The sequence below is a fragment of the Pseudofrankia coriaricola genome (genome assembly GCF_032027725.1).
Classification (GTDB): Bacteria; Actinomycetota; Actinomycetes; order Frankiales; family Frankiaceae; genus Pseudofrankia.
Genome location: NZ_JASNFO010000002.1, coordinates 165,233 through 177,875 on the forward strand (window position 1 = coordinate 165,233; position 12,643 = coordinate 177,875).

A 12,643-nucleotide genomic window follows, 5' to 3' on the forward strand; every position below is an offset into this window, starting at 1 on the left:
GGGGCCGGAGGCCCGTGCCTTCCGCCACGAACAAAGAGTTTCAGTACTGCTCGGTCTCGACGTACTCGGTGCCGTCCTCGTCCTGGCCCGCGGAGAACGGCGGGTTGTAGGTGTCGGTGCCGTAGGTGTCAACCGCCTGCCGCGGGTCGAACCCGGGCGGGGAGTCCTTCAGCTGCAGGCCCATGGCCCCCAGCTTGGTCTTCACCTCGTCGATCGACTTCTGGCCGAAGTTGCGGATGTCGAGCAGGTCCGCCTCGCTGCGTGAGACCAGCTCGCCGATCGTGTGGATGCCCTCGCGCTTGAGGCAGTTGTAGGAGCGGACGGTCAGGTCCATCTCCTCGATCGGCAGGGCGAGATCGGCGGCCAGCTGCGCGTCCTGCGCGGACGGGCCGATGTCGACGCCCTCCGCCTCGGCGTTGAGCTCCTGGGCCAGCCCGAACAGGCCGACCAGGGTCTTGCCGGCGCTCGCCATCGCGTCCCGCGGCGAGATCGACTGCTTGGTCTCGACGTCGACGATCAGCTTGTCGAAGTCGGTCCGCTGCTCGACACGGGTCGCCTCGACCTTGTAGGTGACCTTGAGCACCGGCGAGTAGATCGAGTCGATCGGGATGCGGCCGATCTCCTGGCCGGGCTGCTTGTTCTGCGCCGCGCTGACGTAGCCACGGCCGCGCTCGACGGTCAGCTCGATCTCGAGCTTGCCCTTGTCGTTGATGGTCGCCAGGTGCAGGTCGGGGTTGTGCACCTCGACACCCGCCGGCGGCGCGATGTCCGCCGCGGTGACCTCACCGGGGCCCTGCTTGCGCAGGTACATCACCGTCGGCTCGTCGTTGTCCGAGCTGACGACCAGTTCCTTGAGGTTCAGGATCAGGTCGGTGACGTCTTCCTTGACTCCGGGAACCGTCGAGAACTCGTGCAGCACGCCGTCGATCCGGATGCTCGTCACCGCCGCGCCCGGAATGGACGACAGCAGGGTGCGACGCAGCGAGTTGCCGAGGGTGTAGCCGAAGCCAGGCTCCAGCGGCTCGATCACGAACCGGGACCGGAACTCGGCGATCGGCTCCTCAGCCAGAGTGGGACGCTGAGCGATCAGCATGTGCTACTTCCTTCCAACCACGACGCCCGCCATATGACGCCGTGCAAGTGCTCCCCTCGGAGCCGTCCAGCGGCTCCGAAGGAGCGGCAGCGGGGTACGGCCTCTGTCCGCCCGCCCCACCGTCTCGCGCGTCGCGGCCATACCACGACGCGCCGCCTTCCATTGTGCTCCTGCCCCGACCCGCCAACCGGGCCGACCCGGAACACAGCCATGGCCGCCGGGTCCCCCCGACGGCCGATGACCACTCAAACCAAGCTTTCACCACAACCAGGGAGCCCGGGCCATGCCCACCAACCTGGTACGGCGTGGCCCCGGGGCGCCCCGGCCGAAGCTAACGGCCCCAGGCTCCCCGGCAGCCACCGCCAACGCGACCAAGCTCCCAACCCCCGACCAGCACGGGCCCCGGACATACCCAGGAACCCGGAACCACGCTGGGGAGGGCGCTCAGCGCCCGACGGCAATCGGCGACCGGGCGCTCCGCGCCCGTTGAGCCGATGCCTTACTTGGAGTAGAGCTCGACGATCAGCTGCTCCTGGACCTGGGTGTCGATGGCGGCCCGAGCCGGCAGCGAGTGAATCAGGATCCGCATCTGGCTGGAGATCACCTCGAGCCAGCCGGGAACGGTCCGCTGACCGGCGGTCTCCCGCGCGATGATGAACGGGGTGAGCTCCCGCGCCTTCGGCGCGATCTCGACGATGTCGCTCTCGCTGACCCGATAGCTGGGGATGTCCACCTTGTGGCCGTTCACCTGCACGTGTCCGTGCCGCACCGCCTGGCGGGCAGCGTCCCGGGACGGGGCGAACCCCGCGCGGTAGATCACGTTGTCCAGCCGCGACTCGAGGATCTTCAGCAGCTCGTCACCGGTCTTGCCGGTGCGGCGGTTCGCCTCGTCGTAGTAGCCGCGGAACTGCTTCTCCAGGATGCCGTAGATCCGCGCGCACTTCTGCTTCTCGCGCTTCTGGAGCAGGTACTCGGAGTCCTTGGTGCGCCCACGGCCGTGCTCACCCGGCGGGTAGGGCCGGATCTCGATCGGGCACTTCGGCGACTCACACTTGCTGCCCTTGAGGAACAGCTTGGTCTTCTCGCGACGGCAACGCTTGCAGTCCGGGCCGACGTAACGGGCCATTCGTCCTTCTTCTCTCTGTCTCGTCCGGCTCGGACTGGTCAGACCCGGCGCCGCTTCGGCGGGCGGCAGCCGTTGTGCGGAGTGGGGGTGACGTCCTGGATCGTGCCGACCTCGAGGCCCGCCGCCTGCAGCGACCGGATCGCGGTCTCCCGGCCGGAGCCTGGGCCCTTCACGAACACGTCCACCTTGCGCATGCCGTGCTCCTGCGCCTTGCGCGCCGCGTTCTCGGCGGCCATCTGCGCGGCGTACGGCGTCGACTTACGGGAGCCCTTGAAGCCGACATGGCCGGCGGAAGCCCAGGAGATCACGTTCCCGGTGGGGTCCGTGATCGAGACGATCGTGTTGTTGAACGTGCTCTTGATGTGGGCGTGCCCATGAGCGACGTTCTTCTTTTCCTTGCGGCGTACCTTCTTGACGCCGGCGCCGCCGGCGCGAGTCTTGGGAGGCATGTGCTGTCGTGGTCTCCGTCTGCGAGGTCGTCGGTCGGCCCGGATGAGCGCCGCCCTGGCCCGGCCAGGGTCCTGAGGTGTCCCGCGGGGTCAGAACGAGCCGCCGTGAAGCCGACCAGAAGCCGGCGAGAAGGCGGCCCGCCCCGGTTGGGGCGGCGCGACCGGTGACTACTTCTTGCCGGGCTTCTTCTTGCCGGCGATGGCACGGCGCGGGCCCTTGCGGGTGCGGGCGTTGGTGTGCGTCCGCTGGCCGTGCACGGGGAGGTTGCGCCGGTGCCGGAGACCCTGGTAGCAGCCGATCTCCATCTTGCGCCGGATGTCCTGCTTGATCTCTCGCTGCAGGTCGCCCTCGACGCGGTAGTTCGCGTCGATCCAGTCACGCAGCTTGACGACCTCGTCTTCGGTGAGGTCGCGGACCCGGGTGTCCGGGTTGACCCCGGTAGCCACCAGGGTCGCCTTGGAGCGGGTGCGCCCGATCCCGAAGATGTAGGTCAGGCCGATCTCGACCCGCTTCTCGCGGGGCAGGTCAACGCCCGAAAGGCGTGCCATGAAGGTGGTTCCTTCCTGCTTCGGAGGTATCTGGGCGTCGCCTCCCCCATCGGCTCTGTGACCGACTAGGCCCCGGCCTCCGACCGGGGGTTGCGACGCGGGCTGCCGGCCGCGCGTTCCGCGCGAACGGCCCCACCGCGCCCTGACGACGCTTCTACTCGATGAGCCTTCTCAGAAGATCTCACCAAGGGCAAGGACGAGCTTACTCCCCACCCGACCGGCTCTCCCGCACCGTGCCACGCAGGCTCCGGTCATCCACCCAGCGGACAGGTGTGACTCAGCCCTGGCGCTGCTTGTGGCGAAGATTGTCGCAGATGACCATCACGCGCCCGTGACGGCGAATGACCTTGCACTTGTCACAGATCTTCTTGACGCTCGGCTTAACCTTCACGGCTGCCGCTACCTCCCGCGCGCAGCCGCGGGCCGCGCATAGGTGACGATGTGGAACGTTGCGCCCGCCTGATCGAGCGGAACTCGACCTCGGGGCCCGGGACCAGGGGGTACCCACCGATCCGCGCCAGCGGACCTGTGGTGAGGTGCCTCCTGAAACACTTGTGCGGCCTGGCAAAGCTGACCACCGGTCAGCGACCAAGCGTACTCGCCTCGCGGCTCGGCTTGACCATCGCCGCCGCCGCTACCTCCCGCGTGCGGCAGCGGGCCGCGCGCGAGCGGGAAACGCACCCGCTCGGAGGGAGGATGCCTCCGATGCGGCCTACTTGTAGCGGTAGACGATGCGTCCGCGGGACAGGTCGTAGGGCGACAGTTCGACCACCACCCGGTCCTCCGGAAGAATCCGGATGTAGTGCTGGCGCATCTTGCCGCTGATATGGGCGAGAACGCGGTGCCCGTTCTGGAGCTCCACCCTGAACATCGCGTTCGGAAGCGGCTCCACTACCCGGCCCTCGATCTCGATGGCCCCGTCCTTCTTCGGCATGTCCTCCACTGTCCTGACGTCTGCAACCAACGGAATCCGGGGATGTCCCCCGGACCAATATCCCGGGCCCCCGGGGAAGCCGGCCTCGGCCGGCAACCATGGCGGGCGCCGTGGTAGCCCCTGCAACCACGCCCGATCAGGAACGCCCAGCACCACCAGCCGACGGCGACTGGGCGATCAAGAGATCCGCCCGTCGCGGTCGCGGTACGCGATCCGCACTGATAACCACTCGCACCCGTGGTCACCCAGACGGCGGCCATCCACGCGAACGATCAGGCGAACCTGCGCCACGGCACAACAGATCGATGGACGTGAGAGACCACCGCCTTGTAAGTCTACGCGCCGCCTTCGTCAAGGGCTAATCGAGCTGACTGCGTTGATGGTTCGCTCCGTGCTCTGTCTCTGGTTCGCTCCGTGCGGGCACGGCGCTCCGGCCCCGTACTCGCTTCGCTCCCACGGGACCTCCGCGCCGTGTCCTCCTCCGCTCACGTGCGCTGCGGCGACCTCCGCTGCGGCCCAACCACGTCGCTTCGCTCGTGGCCGGGCCTCCGCGGAGGCACGCCTCCGCGCCCAGCTCGGTTGCGTCCCGCTGTGACGTCACCAACCCGAAGCCGCAGCGTTCGCGGGGGCACATCGCTTCGCTTCGCTCGTGGCCGGGCCTCCGCGGAGGCGCACCTCCGCGCCAGCTCGGGTGCGTCACGCTTGAACGGTGCGAGACCAGGTCCGGCCTGATGCGGGACCCACATCGCTTCGCTCGTGGTCGGGCCTCCGCGCCAGTTCGGTCGCGTACCTTCGTGCCTGCTTGGGCGCGAAGAGGGCGGTCCCGGCCGGCGTGGGCTCAGGTGGACGCCCCGGCCGGCTGACCGCAGGCGACTCCGAGCGTCGCGAGTTTGGCGGCGCCGCCGTCATGGGCGGTCAGGACCCACGGGCCGCGCGGCGTGATGGCGACGGTGTGCTCGGTGTGCGCGGCCAGGGAACCGTCGACGGTCGAGACCGTCCAGTCGTCCGCGAGCACCATCGTGTCCGGCGAACCCATCGTGATCATCGGCTCGATCGCGAGCGCCAGCCCCGCCACCAGCTTGATCCCGCGGCCCGGCCGACCATGGTTGAGGATGTGCGGCGGCTGGTGCATCTCGGTACCTATGCCGTGACCGCCGTAGTTGTCCACGATGCCGTAGCCGGACGGGCGGATGTGCTGCTCGACCGCCGAGGAGATGTCGGTAAGCCGGCCGCCGAGCTGGGCCGCGGCAAGCCCGCGCCACAGCGACTCCTCACAGACCCGGATCATGTCGAGCACCTCGGGCGCTACCTTGCCGACCGGCACGGTGATCGCCGCGTCGCCGTGCCAGCCGTCGACGATGGCGCCGCAGTCGATCGAGATGATGTCGCCGTCGCGCAGCACCCGACGCTTGTTCGGGATCGCGTGCACCACCTCGTCGTTGACCGAGCTGCAGATCGACGCCGGGTACGGCGGGTGGGCGTAGCCCTTGAAGGAGGGGATGCCGCCGCCGGCGCGGATGGTGCGCTCGGCGACCGCGTCCAGGTCGGCCGTCGTCGCGCCTGGCACCGCGGCCTCGCGCAGCCGGTCAAGCGTCTGCGCGACCAGCAGGCCGGCGATCCGCATCTTGGCGATCTCGGCCGCCGTCTTGATCTGGACGTGTTCTCGTCGCGCCATGCTCAGCCCCGGTCTCGCCTCTCGATGCTGCCTCCGCCGACCCCGCCCGTGGAGCGAAGGCGCTCACCACCCGAACTGCCCAGCACACCCGACGTACTCAGCAACCCGACCATAAGCCCACCGAGCGGGAACCTCGCGCCGGGACCGGGCGGTTCGTCCAGATTCACCCGGTTTGTCCCATCACGCGATGCGGCCCATTCAGAAGACCATAGCCCGCCACGTGCGGATGGGCGCCGAATAGATCTTGTCTACCCCGACGCAGTGTCTCTGGTCCGCTCCGTCCGGGCGCCGCACTCCGGCCCCTTCCTTGCTTCGCTGCGGAAGGGACCTCCGCGCGGCCGGGGTTCCTGCCGGATCCGGGGTTCCTGCTCGATCGGCGAAGCCGATCGAGGAGGTCTGGGAGCTTGCGGAGCCGATCTGGGAGGTCCGCTCCTCCGCGGACGTGCCCTCCGGCGACCTCCGCTGCGGCCCAACCACCTTCACGACCTCCGAAATCGGCTTCGCCGATTCCGCAGGGACCCCGTCGCTCGGTGGCCGGGCCTCCGCGGAGGCACGCCTCCGGGCCAGCGCGGCTGCGTTGCGCTTGAACGTTGCGAACCGGGGATGCTGGGGGAGCTACATATCTCCTGGGCTGTAGCTCAATTCGTCACGTTCAAGCGCCGTGGTGACGCAGCGCGTCCAAGGCTCGCTCAGTGACGTTGTCGACCGGGCCGGTGGCGTCAATACCGATCAGCACCCCGCGCTCCGCGTAGTAGGCCACGAGCGGGGACGTCTGCTCGGCATAGACCTCGAGACGGTGCCGGACGGTCCCCGGGCGGTCGTCGTCCCGCTGGAACAGCTCGCCGTTGCAGCGGTCGCAGACGTCCTCGACGGTCGGCGGGTCGAAGTCGACGTGCCAGATGTGCCCACACGAGCGGCAGGTACGCCGTCCAGACAGTCGCCGGACGACCTCGTCGTCGTCGACGACGAGCTCGAGCACCACGTCCAGCTGGGTGCCCATGGTGTCGAGCATCCCGCCGAGAACCTCGGCCTGGGGGACATTGCGCGGGAACCCATCGAGCAGGAAGCCCTTGACGGCGTCGTCCTCGGCCAGGCGGTTGCGGACCATGCCGATCGTGATCTCGTCGGGGACGAGGTCGCCGGCGTCCATGTAGTTCTTCGCCGCGACACCCAGCTCCGTGCCTTCTCGGACGTTCGCACGGAAGATATCACCGGTGGAGATCTTGGGGATCGACCGCGCCGTCGCGATGAACGCGGCCTGCGTGCCCTTGCCTGCTCCCGGTGGTCCGACCAGTACGAGGCGCACTACCGGAGGAAGCCTTCGTAGTTGCGGAGCATGAGCTGGCTCTCGATCTGCTTCACGGTTTCCAGTCCCACCCCCACCATGATCAGCACCGACGTCCCGGCGAAGGGGAAGGGCTGGTCCTTCGTCAGGTTCAGCAACGCGAGCGGAAGAACGGTGATCACCCCCAGGAACAACGAGCCCGGCAGGGTGATCCGGGAGAGGACGTGATCAAGGTACTCGGCCGTCGGCCGGCCGGGCCGGATACCCGGGATGAACCCGCCGTACTTCTTCATGTTGTCGGAGACCTCGGTCGGGTTGAACGTGATCGCGACGTAGAAGTACGTGAAGAAGATGATGAGCAGGCCGTAGGTAGCCAGGTAGAGCGGATGGTCACCTCGAGAGAGGTAACGGGACTCGAAGTCCTGGAAGCCCTGGTTGTTCCACACCTGCCCAACCAGCTGCGGCAGCTGCAGCAGCGAGGAGGCGAAGATGACCGGGATGATGCCGGCCTGGTTCACCTTGATCGGGAGGTAGGTCGAGGTCCCGCCGTACATGCGCCGACCGATGAGCCGTTTGGCGTACTGCACCGGGATGCGTCGCTGGGACTGCTCGACGAAGATGACGAAGACCACGATCGCGAGGCCCAGCAGGCAGACCAGGGTGAAGACGACACCCCCGGCGACCTGGAGGATGGCGGTGCCCTGCGAGGGCAGCCGCGCCGCGATCGAGGTGAAGATCAGCAGCGACATACCGTTACCGATACCGCGGGCCGTGATCAGCTCGCCGAGCCACATGATGACGCCGACGCCCGCGGTCATTGTGATCACCAAGGTGGCGATCCGGAACAGGCTCGTATCCGGGATGACGGCCGCGTCGCAGCCGGGGAACAGCCGGCCGCTGCGGGCCAGCGCGATGATGCCAGTCGCCTGCAGGATGCCGAGCGCGATGGTCAGGTAGCGCGTGTACTGGGTGATCTTCTGTTCACCCGCGCTGCCTTCCTTCTTCAGTTGCTCGAGCCGCGGGATGACTACGACGAGAAGCTGAAGAATGATGCTCGACGTGATGTACGGCATGATGCCGAGCGCAAAGATCGAAAGCTGCAGCAGAGCGCCACCGCTGAACAGGTTGATCAGCGAGTAGACGTTGCTCGCGCCCGTGCTCGCCGTGCTCAGGCAGGTGTTCACGGCCCTGGTGGACACCCCGGGTGCCGGCATGACACTGCCGATCCGGAACAGGATCACGATCCCGAACGTGAACAGCAGCTTCTTGCGCAGGTCCGGCGTGCGGAAGGCCCGCGTGAAGGCGGTGAGCACGGCTCCTCCTGCCGGGGGGAAGGACGCGAACAGCCACGGCGCCTGGTCCGCGTGGCGGGTATCCGGTGGATCGTCCGGACGCCGTGAGGCGACTGTAACAGCCCCGGAGGCTCACGAGTCCCGACATGACATCGGCTGACGCCCGTCGGGCACCCCTGGTCCTCTCGGGCCCACCGGGCGACCGACGCCGTGAGGATGAACGGCGCCCAAGCCCAGTGTCCACCGAAAGGGGACGGGCGTGTGCACGCCCGTCCCCGAACTCACACTTCGGTAACGCTCCCGCCAGCGGCGAGGATCTTCTCGCGTGCGGACCCGGAGAACGCGTGCGCACTCACCCGCAGCGCGACACCCAGCTCGCCGTCACCCAGCACCTTCACGAGCGCGTTCTTGCGGACCGCGCCCGCGCCGACGAGCGCCTCGACGGTCACCTCGCCGCCCTCGGGGAACAGCTCCGCGAGGGCGGCGACGTTCACCACCTGGTACTCGACGCGGAATCGGTTCTTGAAGCCCTTGAGCTTCGGCACCCGCATGTGCAGGGGCATCTGGCCACCTTCGAAGGTGGCCGGGACCTGCTTGCGGGCCTTGGAGCCCTTGGTACCGCGGCCGGCGGTCTTGCCCTTCGACCCCTCACCGCGCCCGACCCGCATCTTGGGCCGGTTCGCGCCCGGAGCCGGCCGCAGGTGGTGGATCTTGAGCGCGCGCCCGCGCTCGCCGCCCGCGGTCTTGGCCGTGCTGGCTTCAGCGGTGGCGTCCTTGGTCAGTTCCGCCATGTCAGTCCACTTCCTCGACCGTGACGAGGTGCGCCACGGTCCTGATCATGCCACGGACCTGCGGGGTGTCCTCACGCGTGGTGGTCGCCCTGATCTTCCGCAGGCCGAGGGTCCTCAGCGTCGCCCGCTGGTTATGGGTGCCGCCGATCTCGGACTTCACCTGGGTGATCAACAGGGAGGCCATCACGCACCAGCCGCCGCGGCCCGTGCCCGCAGCATCGCTGGCGGGGCCACGTCCTCGAGCGGCAGGCCGCGGCGGGCCGCGATCTCCTCGGGACGAGTCAGCCCGCGCAGCGCGGCCACGGTCGCGTGCACGATGTTGATCGGGTTGGACGAGCCGAGCGACTTCGACAGCACGTCGTGCACGCCGGCGCACTCCAGCACGGCACGCACCGGGCCGCCGGCGATGACGCCGGTACCCGGGGATGCCGGCTTCAGCAGCACGACGCCAGCGGCCGCCTCGCCCTGGATCGGGTGCGGAATCGTCGCGCCGATCCGCGGGACCTTGAAGAAGTGCTTCTTGGCCTCCTCGACGCCCTTGGCGATCGCCGCGGGCACCTCCTTGGCCTTCCCGTAGCCGACGCCGACGGTGCCGTCCGCGTCCCCGACCACGACGAGCGCGGTGAAACTGAACCGGCGCCCACCCTTGACGACCTTGGCTACCCGGTTGATCGCGACGACGCGCTCGACGTAGGCGGTCTTCTCCTGCGCCTGGCCGCCTCCCGAGCGGTCTCGGCGCTCGCGGCGGTCGGAGCCGCCGCCGGCACCGCCGCCACGGCGCTGCTGCCCTGGCATCTCTAGAACATCCCCTTCGTAGAACCCATCAGAAGTCCAGCCCCGCCTCGCGGGCCGCGTCGGCGAGCGCCGCGATCCGGCCGTGGTAGGTGCGCCCGCCCCGGTCGAACACCACGGCGGACAGCCCGGCGGCCTTCGCTCGCTCGGCCAGGAGCTTGCCGACCTCACGGGCGAGGGCGGTCTTGTCGCCTTCGGCGCCGCGCAGCGAGGCGTCGAGCGTCGAGGCGGATGCCAAGGTATGGCCGGCGACGTCGTCGATGACCTGGGCGTAGATGTGCCGCGAGGAACGACTGACGACGAGGCGCGGACGGACCGGGGTGCCGGAGACCCGCTTGCGCACCCGGACGTGCCGGCGCAGCCGCGCGGTCCGGCGCCGAGCGCTGGCGGTGAGGCTCACAGCCATGATCTATCTCCTACTTCCCGGTCTTCCCGACCTTGCGGCGGACGACCTCGCCCTGGTAGCGCACGCCCTTGCCCTTGTACGGGTCAGGCTTGCGCAGGCCACGGATCTTGGCCGAGACCTCGCCGACCAGCTGCTTGTCGATGCCGTGCACGACGAAGCGGGTCGGCGCCTGGACCTCGAACCGGATGCCCTCCGGCGCCTTGACCGGCACCGAGTGGCTGTAGCCGAGCGCGAACTCCAGGTCAGAGCCCCTGGCCTGGACGCGGTAACCGACGCCGACGATCTCCAGCGTCTTCGAGTACCCGTCGGTGACACCGATGACCATGTTGGAAACCAGCGTCCGGGTCAGGCCGTGCAGCGCGCGCGAGTTGCGCTCGTCGTCGGGACGGCTGACCACGATCTTGCCCTCTTCCTGGGCGACCGTGATCGGCGCGGCGACGGTGTGCGAAAGGGTGCCCTTGGGGCCCTTGACGGTGACGTGCTGGCCATCGAGGGACACCTCGACGCCGCTCGGCACCTGAATCGGCAGACGGCCGATGCGTGACATGTCGGCACCCCCTACCAGACGAAGGCGAGGACTTCGCCGCCCACGCCGCGCTTGCCCGCCTGCCGGTCGGTCAGCAGCCCCGTGGACGTGGAGATGATCGCCACGCCCAGGCCGCCGAGCACCTTCGGCAGGTTGGTCGACTTCGCGTACACCCGCAGGCCGGGCTTGCTGATGCGCTTCACACCCGCGATCGAGCGCTCCCGGTTGGGGCCGTACTTCAGGTCCACTACGAGGTTCTTGCCAGGCCCGTCGTTCTCGGGCGCCTCGACGTGCCAGCCGAGGATGTAGCCCTCCTGCTGCAGGATCTCGGCGATGTGCACCTTGATCTTGCTGTGTGGCATCACCACCCGGTCGTGGTACGCCCGGTTGGCATTGCGGACGCGCGTGAGCATGTCCGCAATCGGATCGGTCATCGTCATGAGTTGACGCCTTCCTCACGGGGGTTCCCGCGATCCCTGCTGGGTCCCGGGCCTACCGCGACTGGGTGGTGCTACCGAGCTGACCCTCGAAGTGAACCCCGGAGGCCAGAAATGATCTTACCAGCTGCTCTTGGTAACGCCCGGCAGCTCACCTCGGTGCGCCATCTGCCGCAGGCACACGCGGCAGAGCCCGAACACCCGGTAGACCGAGCGCGGCCGGCCGCACCGCTGGCAGCGGGTGTAGCCGCGGACCGCGTACTTCGGCTTGCGAGCAGCCTTCTCGACTAGCGCCTTCTTCGCCATGCTTCTAGTTCTCCCTGAACGGGAAGCCCAGCGCGCGCAGGAGCGCCCGGCCCTCGTCGTCAGTGGTGGCGGTGGTGACGACCGTGATGTCCATGCCACGCACCCGGTCGATCCTGTCGATGTCGATCTCGTGGAAGATCGACTGCTCGGTCACGCCGAACGTGTAGTTGCCGCGCCCGTCGAACTGCTTGGGCGACAGGCCACGGAAGTCACGGATGCGGGGCAGCGCGATCGTGACGAGCCGGTCGAGGAACTCCCACATCCGGTCGCCGCGCAGGGTCACCTTCGCCCCGATCGGCATGCCCTCGCGCAGCTTGAACTGGGCGATGGACTTGGTCGCCCGGCGCACCGCCGGCTTCTGGCCGGTAATGGCGGCCAGGTCGCGCAGCGCGCCGTCGATGAGCTTGGCGTCGCGGGCAGCGTCGCCGACACCCATGTTGACGACGACCTTCACGACGCCGGGGGTCTGCATGACGTTCGCGTAGCCGAACTGCTCACGCAGCGCCGGCGAGATCTCCTCGCGGTAGCGCTGCTTGAGCCGCGGCAGGGCGGGCGCCGCTGGAGCCTCAGTGGTCACAGTCATTAGCCTCGTCCAATTTCACTGGTGGCCTCCAGCAATGCCAGAGGAAAAGATTTTGGCATCGCTTTCGGCCTAGAGCTCGGTACCCGTGCGCCGCGAGATGCGCACCTTGGTACCGTCCTCATTGATCTTGTAACCGACTCGGGTCGGCTTCCCGTCGCTCGGGTCCACGATCGCGACATTGCTGACGTGGATCGGAGCCTCCTGGGTGACGATGCCACCCGACTGCGAGCCACGGGTCGTGGTCTGGACGCGAGTGTGCCGGGTGACCCGGTTCGCCCCCTCCACGACCACCTTGTTCTCCGTGGGGAGGGCTCGGATGACCTTCCCCTTCAGTCCGCGGTCCTTGCCGGAGATGACCTGGACCGTGTCGCCCTTCTTAATCTTCATACCGGCCACGGC

The 12,643-nt window shown here is 68.4% G+C and carries 18 protein-coding genes; all 18 read right to left on the bottom strand.

Annotated elements, in window-relative coordinates; genetic code table 11:
* Positions 1-40: 40 nt before the first annotated feature.
* The gene (locus QOZ89_RS02745) at positions 41-1,093 is read right to left on the bottom strand and encodes a DNA-directed RNA polymerase subunit alpha (protein WP_071050709.1); all 1,053 of its coding nucleotides are present in this window, start codon (positions 1,091-1,093) and stop codon (positions 41-43) included.
* A 499-nt stretch (positions 1,094-1,592) separates the two neighbouring features.
* Positions 1,593-2,219 carry a 30S ribosomal protein S4 gene (gene rpsD / locus QOZ89_RS02750; RefSeq protein ID WP_071050710.1) on the bottom strand — a complete coding sequence of 209 codons (627 nt, stop codon included), beginning with the start codon at positions 2,217-2,219 and terminating at the stop codon, positions 1,593-1,595.
* 38 nt (positions 2,220-2,257) lie between these two features.
* Positions 2,258-2,668 carry a 30S ribosomal protein S11 gene (gene rpsK, locus QOZ89_RS02755; protein WP_071050711.1) on the bottom strand — a complete coding sequence of 137 codons (411 nt, stop codon included), beginning with the start codon at positions 2,666-2,668 and terminating at the stop codon, positions 2,258-2,260.
* Between the two features lie 168 nt (positions 2,669-2,836).
* Positions 2,837-3,217 carry a 30S ribosomal protein S13 gene (gene rpsM / locus QOZ89_RS02760; protein WP_071050712.1) on the bottom strand — a complete coding sequence of 127 codons (381 nt, stop codon included), beginning with the start codon at positions 3,215-3,217 and terminating at the stop codon, positions 2,837-2,839.
* Between the two features lie 277 nt (positions 3,218-3,494).
* The gene (rpmJ, locus tag QOZ89_RS48185; protein ID WP_491723638.1) at positions 3,495-3,725 is read right to left on the bottom strand and encodes a 50S ribosomal protein L36; all 231 of its coding nucleotides are present in this window, start codon (positions 3,723-3,725) and stop codon (positions 3,495-3,497) included.
* Positions 3,726-3,929: 204 nt separating this feature from the next.
* Complete coding sequence (gene infA / locus QOZ89_RS02770) at positions 3,930-4,151, bottom strand: translation initiation factor IF-1 (protein ID WP_006541558.1); 222 nt, start codon at positions 4,149-4,151, stop codon at positions 3,930-3,932.
* An 838-nt stretch (positions 4,152-4,989) separates the two neighbouring features.
* Positions 4,990-5,826: a type I methionyl aminopeptidase gene (gene map / locus QOZ89_RS02775; RefSeq protein WP_071050713.1), complete on the bottom strand. Its 837-nt coding sequence runs from the start codon at positions 5,824-5,826 to the stop codon at positions 4,990-4,992.
* A gap of 652 nt (positions 5,827-6,478) precedes the next feature.
* Positions 6,479-7,132 carry an adenylate kinase gene (locus QOZ89_RS02780; protein WP_071050714.1) on the bottom strand — a complete coding sequence of 218 codons (654 nt, stop codon included), beginning with the start codon at positions 7,130-7,132 and terminating at the stop codon, positions 6,479-6,481.
* Complete coding sequence (secY, locus tag QOZ89_RS02785; protein ID WP_071050715.1) at positions 7,132-8,424, bottom strand: preprotein translocase subunit SecY; 1,293 nt, start codon at positions 8,422-8,424, stop codon at positions 7,132-7,134. Before secY ends, QOZ89_RS02780 begins: the two co-directional genes overlap by 1 nt.
* Before the next feature lie 260 nt (positions 8,425-8,684).
* Positions 8,685-9,194: a 50S ribosomal protein L15 gene (rplO, locus tag QOZ89_RS02790; RefSeq protein ID WP_083419129.1), complete on the bottom strand. Its 510-nt coding sequence runs from the start codon at positions 9,192-9,194 to the stop codon at positions 8,685-8,687.
* A 1-nt stretch (position 9,195) separates the two neighbouring features.
* A complete protein-coding gene (gene rpmD / locus QOZ89_RS02795) occupies positions 9,196-9,378 on the bottom strand; it encodes a 50S ribosomal protein L30 (RefSeq protein ID WP_071050716.1) in 183 nt (60 codons plus the stop codon).
* Positions 9,378-9,989 carry a 30S ribosomal protein S5 gene (gene rpsE / locus QOZ89_RS02800; RefSeq protein ID WP_007514837.1) on the bottom strand — a complete coding sequence of 204 codons (612 nt, stop codon included), beginning with the start codon at positions 9,987-9,989 and terminating at the stop codon, positions 9,378-9,380. The genes rpmD and rpsE overlap by 1 nt, the downstream gene beginning before the upstream one ends.
* A gap of 28 nt (positions 9,990-10,017) precedes the next feature.
* Complete coding sequence (gene rplR / locus QOZ89_RS02805; RefSeq protein WP_071050717.1) at positions 10,018-10,392, bottom strand: 50S ribosomal protein L18; 375 nt, start codon at positions 10,390-10,392, stop codon at positions 10,018-10,020.
* 10 nt (positions 10,393-10,402) lie between these two features.
* A complete protein-coding gene (gene rplF, locus QOZ89_RS02810; protein WP_071050718.1) occupies positions 10,403-10,939 on the bottom strand; it encodes a 50S ribosomal protein L6 in 537 nt (178 codons plus the stop codon).
* An 11-nt stretch (positions 10,940-10,950) separates the two neighbouring features.
* On the bottom strand, positions 10,951-11,358 hold the full coding sequence (gene rpsH, locus QOZ89_RS02815; RefSeq protein WP_071050719.1) for a 30S ribosomal protein S8: 408 nt from the start codon (positions 11,356-11,358) through the stop codon (positions 10,951-10,953).
* A 117-nt stretch (positions 11,359-11,475) separates the two neighbouring features.
* Positions 11,476-11,661, bottom strand: a complete 186-nt coding sequence (locus tag QOZ89_RS02820) for a type Z 30S ribosomal protein S14 (RefSeq protein ID WP_006539145.1) — start codon at positions 11,659-11,661, stop codon at positions 11,476-11,478.
* A 4-nt stretch (positions 11,662-11,665) separates the two neighbouring features.
* Positions 11,666-12,244 (bottom strand): 50S ribosomal protein L5, encoded by a 579-nt coding sequence (gene rplE / locus QOZ89_RS02825; protein ID WP_071050720.1) that lies wholly within the window; start codon positions 12,242-12,244, stop codon positions 11,666-11,668.
* Between the two features lie 69 nt (positions 12,245-12,313).
* Positions 12,314-12,640, bottom strand: coding sequence for a 50S ribosomal protein L24 (gene rplX / locus QOZ89_RS02830; RefSeq protein ID WP_116271646.1), 327 nt, complete (start codon positions 12,638-12,640; stop codon positions 12,314-12,316).
* Between the last annotated feature and the right edge of the window lie 3 nt (positions 12,641-12,643).

Bases quoted from the DNA above. Each gene is read 5' to 3' on its own strand.
- map (WP_071050713.1), bottom strand. From the start codon at position 5,826: ATGGCGCGACGAGAACACGTCCAGATCAAGACGGCGGCCGAGATCGCC.
- QOZ89_RS02745 (WP_071050709.1), bottom strand. From the start codon at position 1,093: ATGCTGATCGCTCAGCGTCCCACTCTGGCTGAGGAGCCGATCGCCGAG.
- rpsD (WP_071050710.1), bottom strand. From the start codon at position 2,219: ATGGCCCGTTACGTCGGCCCGGACTGCAAGCGTTGCCGTCGCGAGAAG.
- rplE (WP_071050720.1), bottom strand. From the start codon at position 12,244: ATGACTGTGACCACTGAGGCTCCAGCGGCGCCCGCCCTGCCGCGGCTC.
- rplF (WP_071050718.1), bottom strand. From the start codon at position 10,939: ATGTCACGCATCGGCCGTCTGCCGATTCAGGTGCCGAGCGGCGTCGAG.
- QOZ89_RS02820 (WP_006539145.1), bottom strand. From the start codon at position 11,661: ATGGCGAAGAAGGCGCTAGTCGAGAAGGCTGCTCGCAAGCCGAAGTAC.
- infA (WP_006541558.1), bottom strand. From the start codon at position 4,151: ATGCCGAAGAAGGACGGGGCCATCGAGATCGAGGGCCGGGTAGTGGAG.
- rpsE (WP_007514837.1), bottom strand. From the start codon at position 9,989: ATGCCAGGGCAGCAGCGCCGTGGCGGCGGTGCCGGCGGCGGCTCCGAC.
- rplR (WP_071050717.1), bottom strand. From the start codon at position 10,392: ATGGCTGTGAGCCTCACCGCCAGCGCTCGGCGCCGGACCGCGCGGCTG.
- rpmD (WP_071050716.1), bottom strand. From the start codon at position 9,378: ATGGCCTCCCTGTTGATCACCCAGGTGAAGTCCGAGATCGGCGGCACC.
- rpsM (WP_071050712.1), bottom strand. From the start codon at position 3,217: ATGGCACGCCTTTCGGGCGTTGACCTGCCCCGCGAGAAGCGGGTCGAG.
- rpsH (WP_071050719.1), bottom strand. From the start codon at position 11,358: ATGACGATGACCGATCCGATTGCGGACATGCTCACGCGCGTCCGCAAT.
- rpsK (WP_071050711.1), bottom strand. From the start codon at position 2,668: ATGCCTCCCAAGACTCGCGCCGGCGGCGCCGGCGTCAAGAAGGTACGC.
- rplO (WP_083419129.1), bottom strand. From the start codon at position 9,194: ATGGCGGAACTGACCAAGGACGCCACCGCTGAAGCCAGCACGGCCAAG.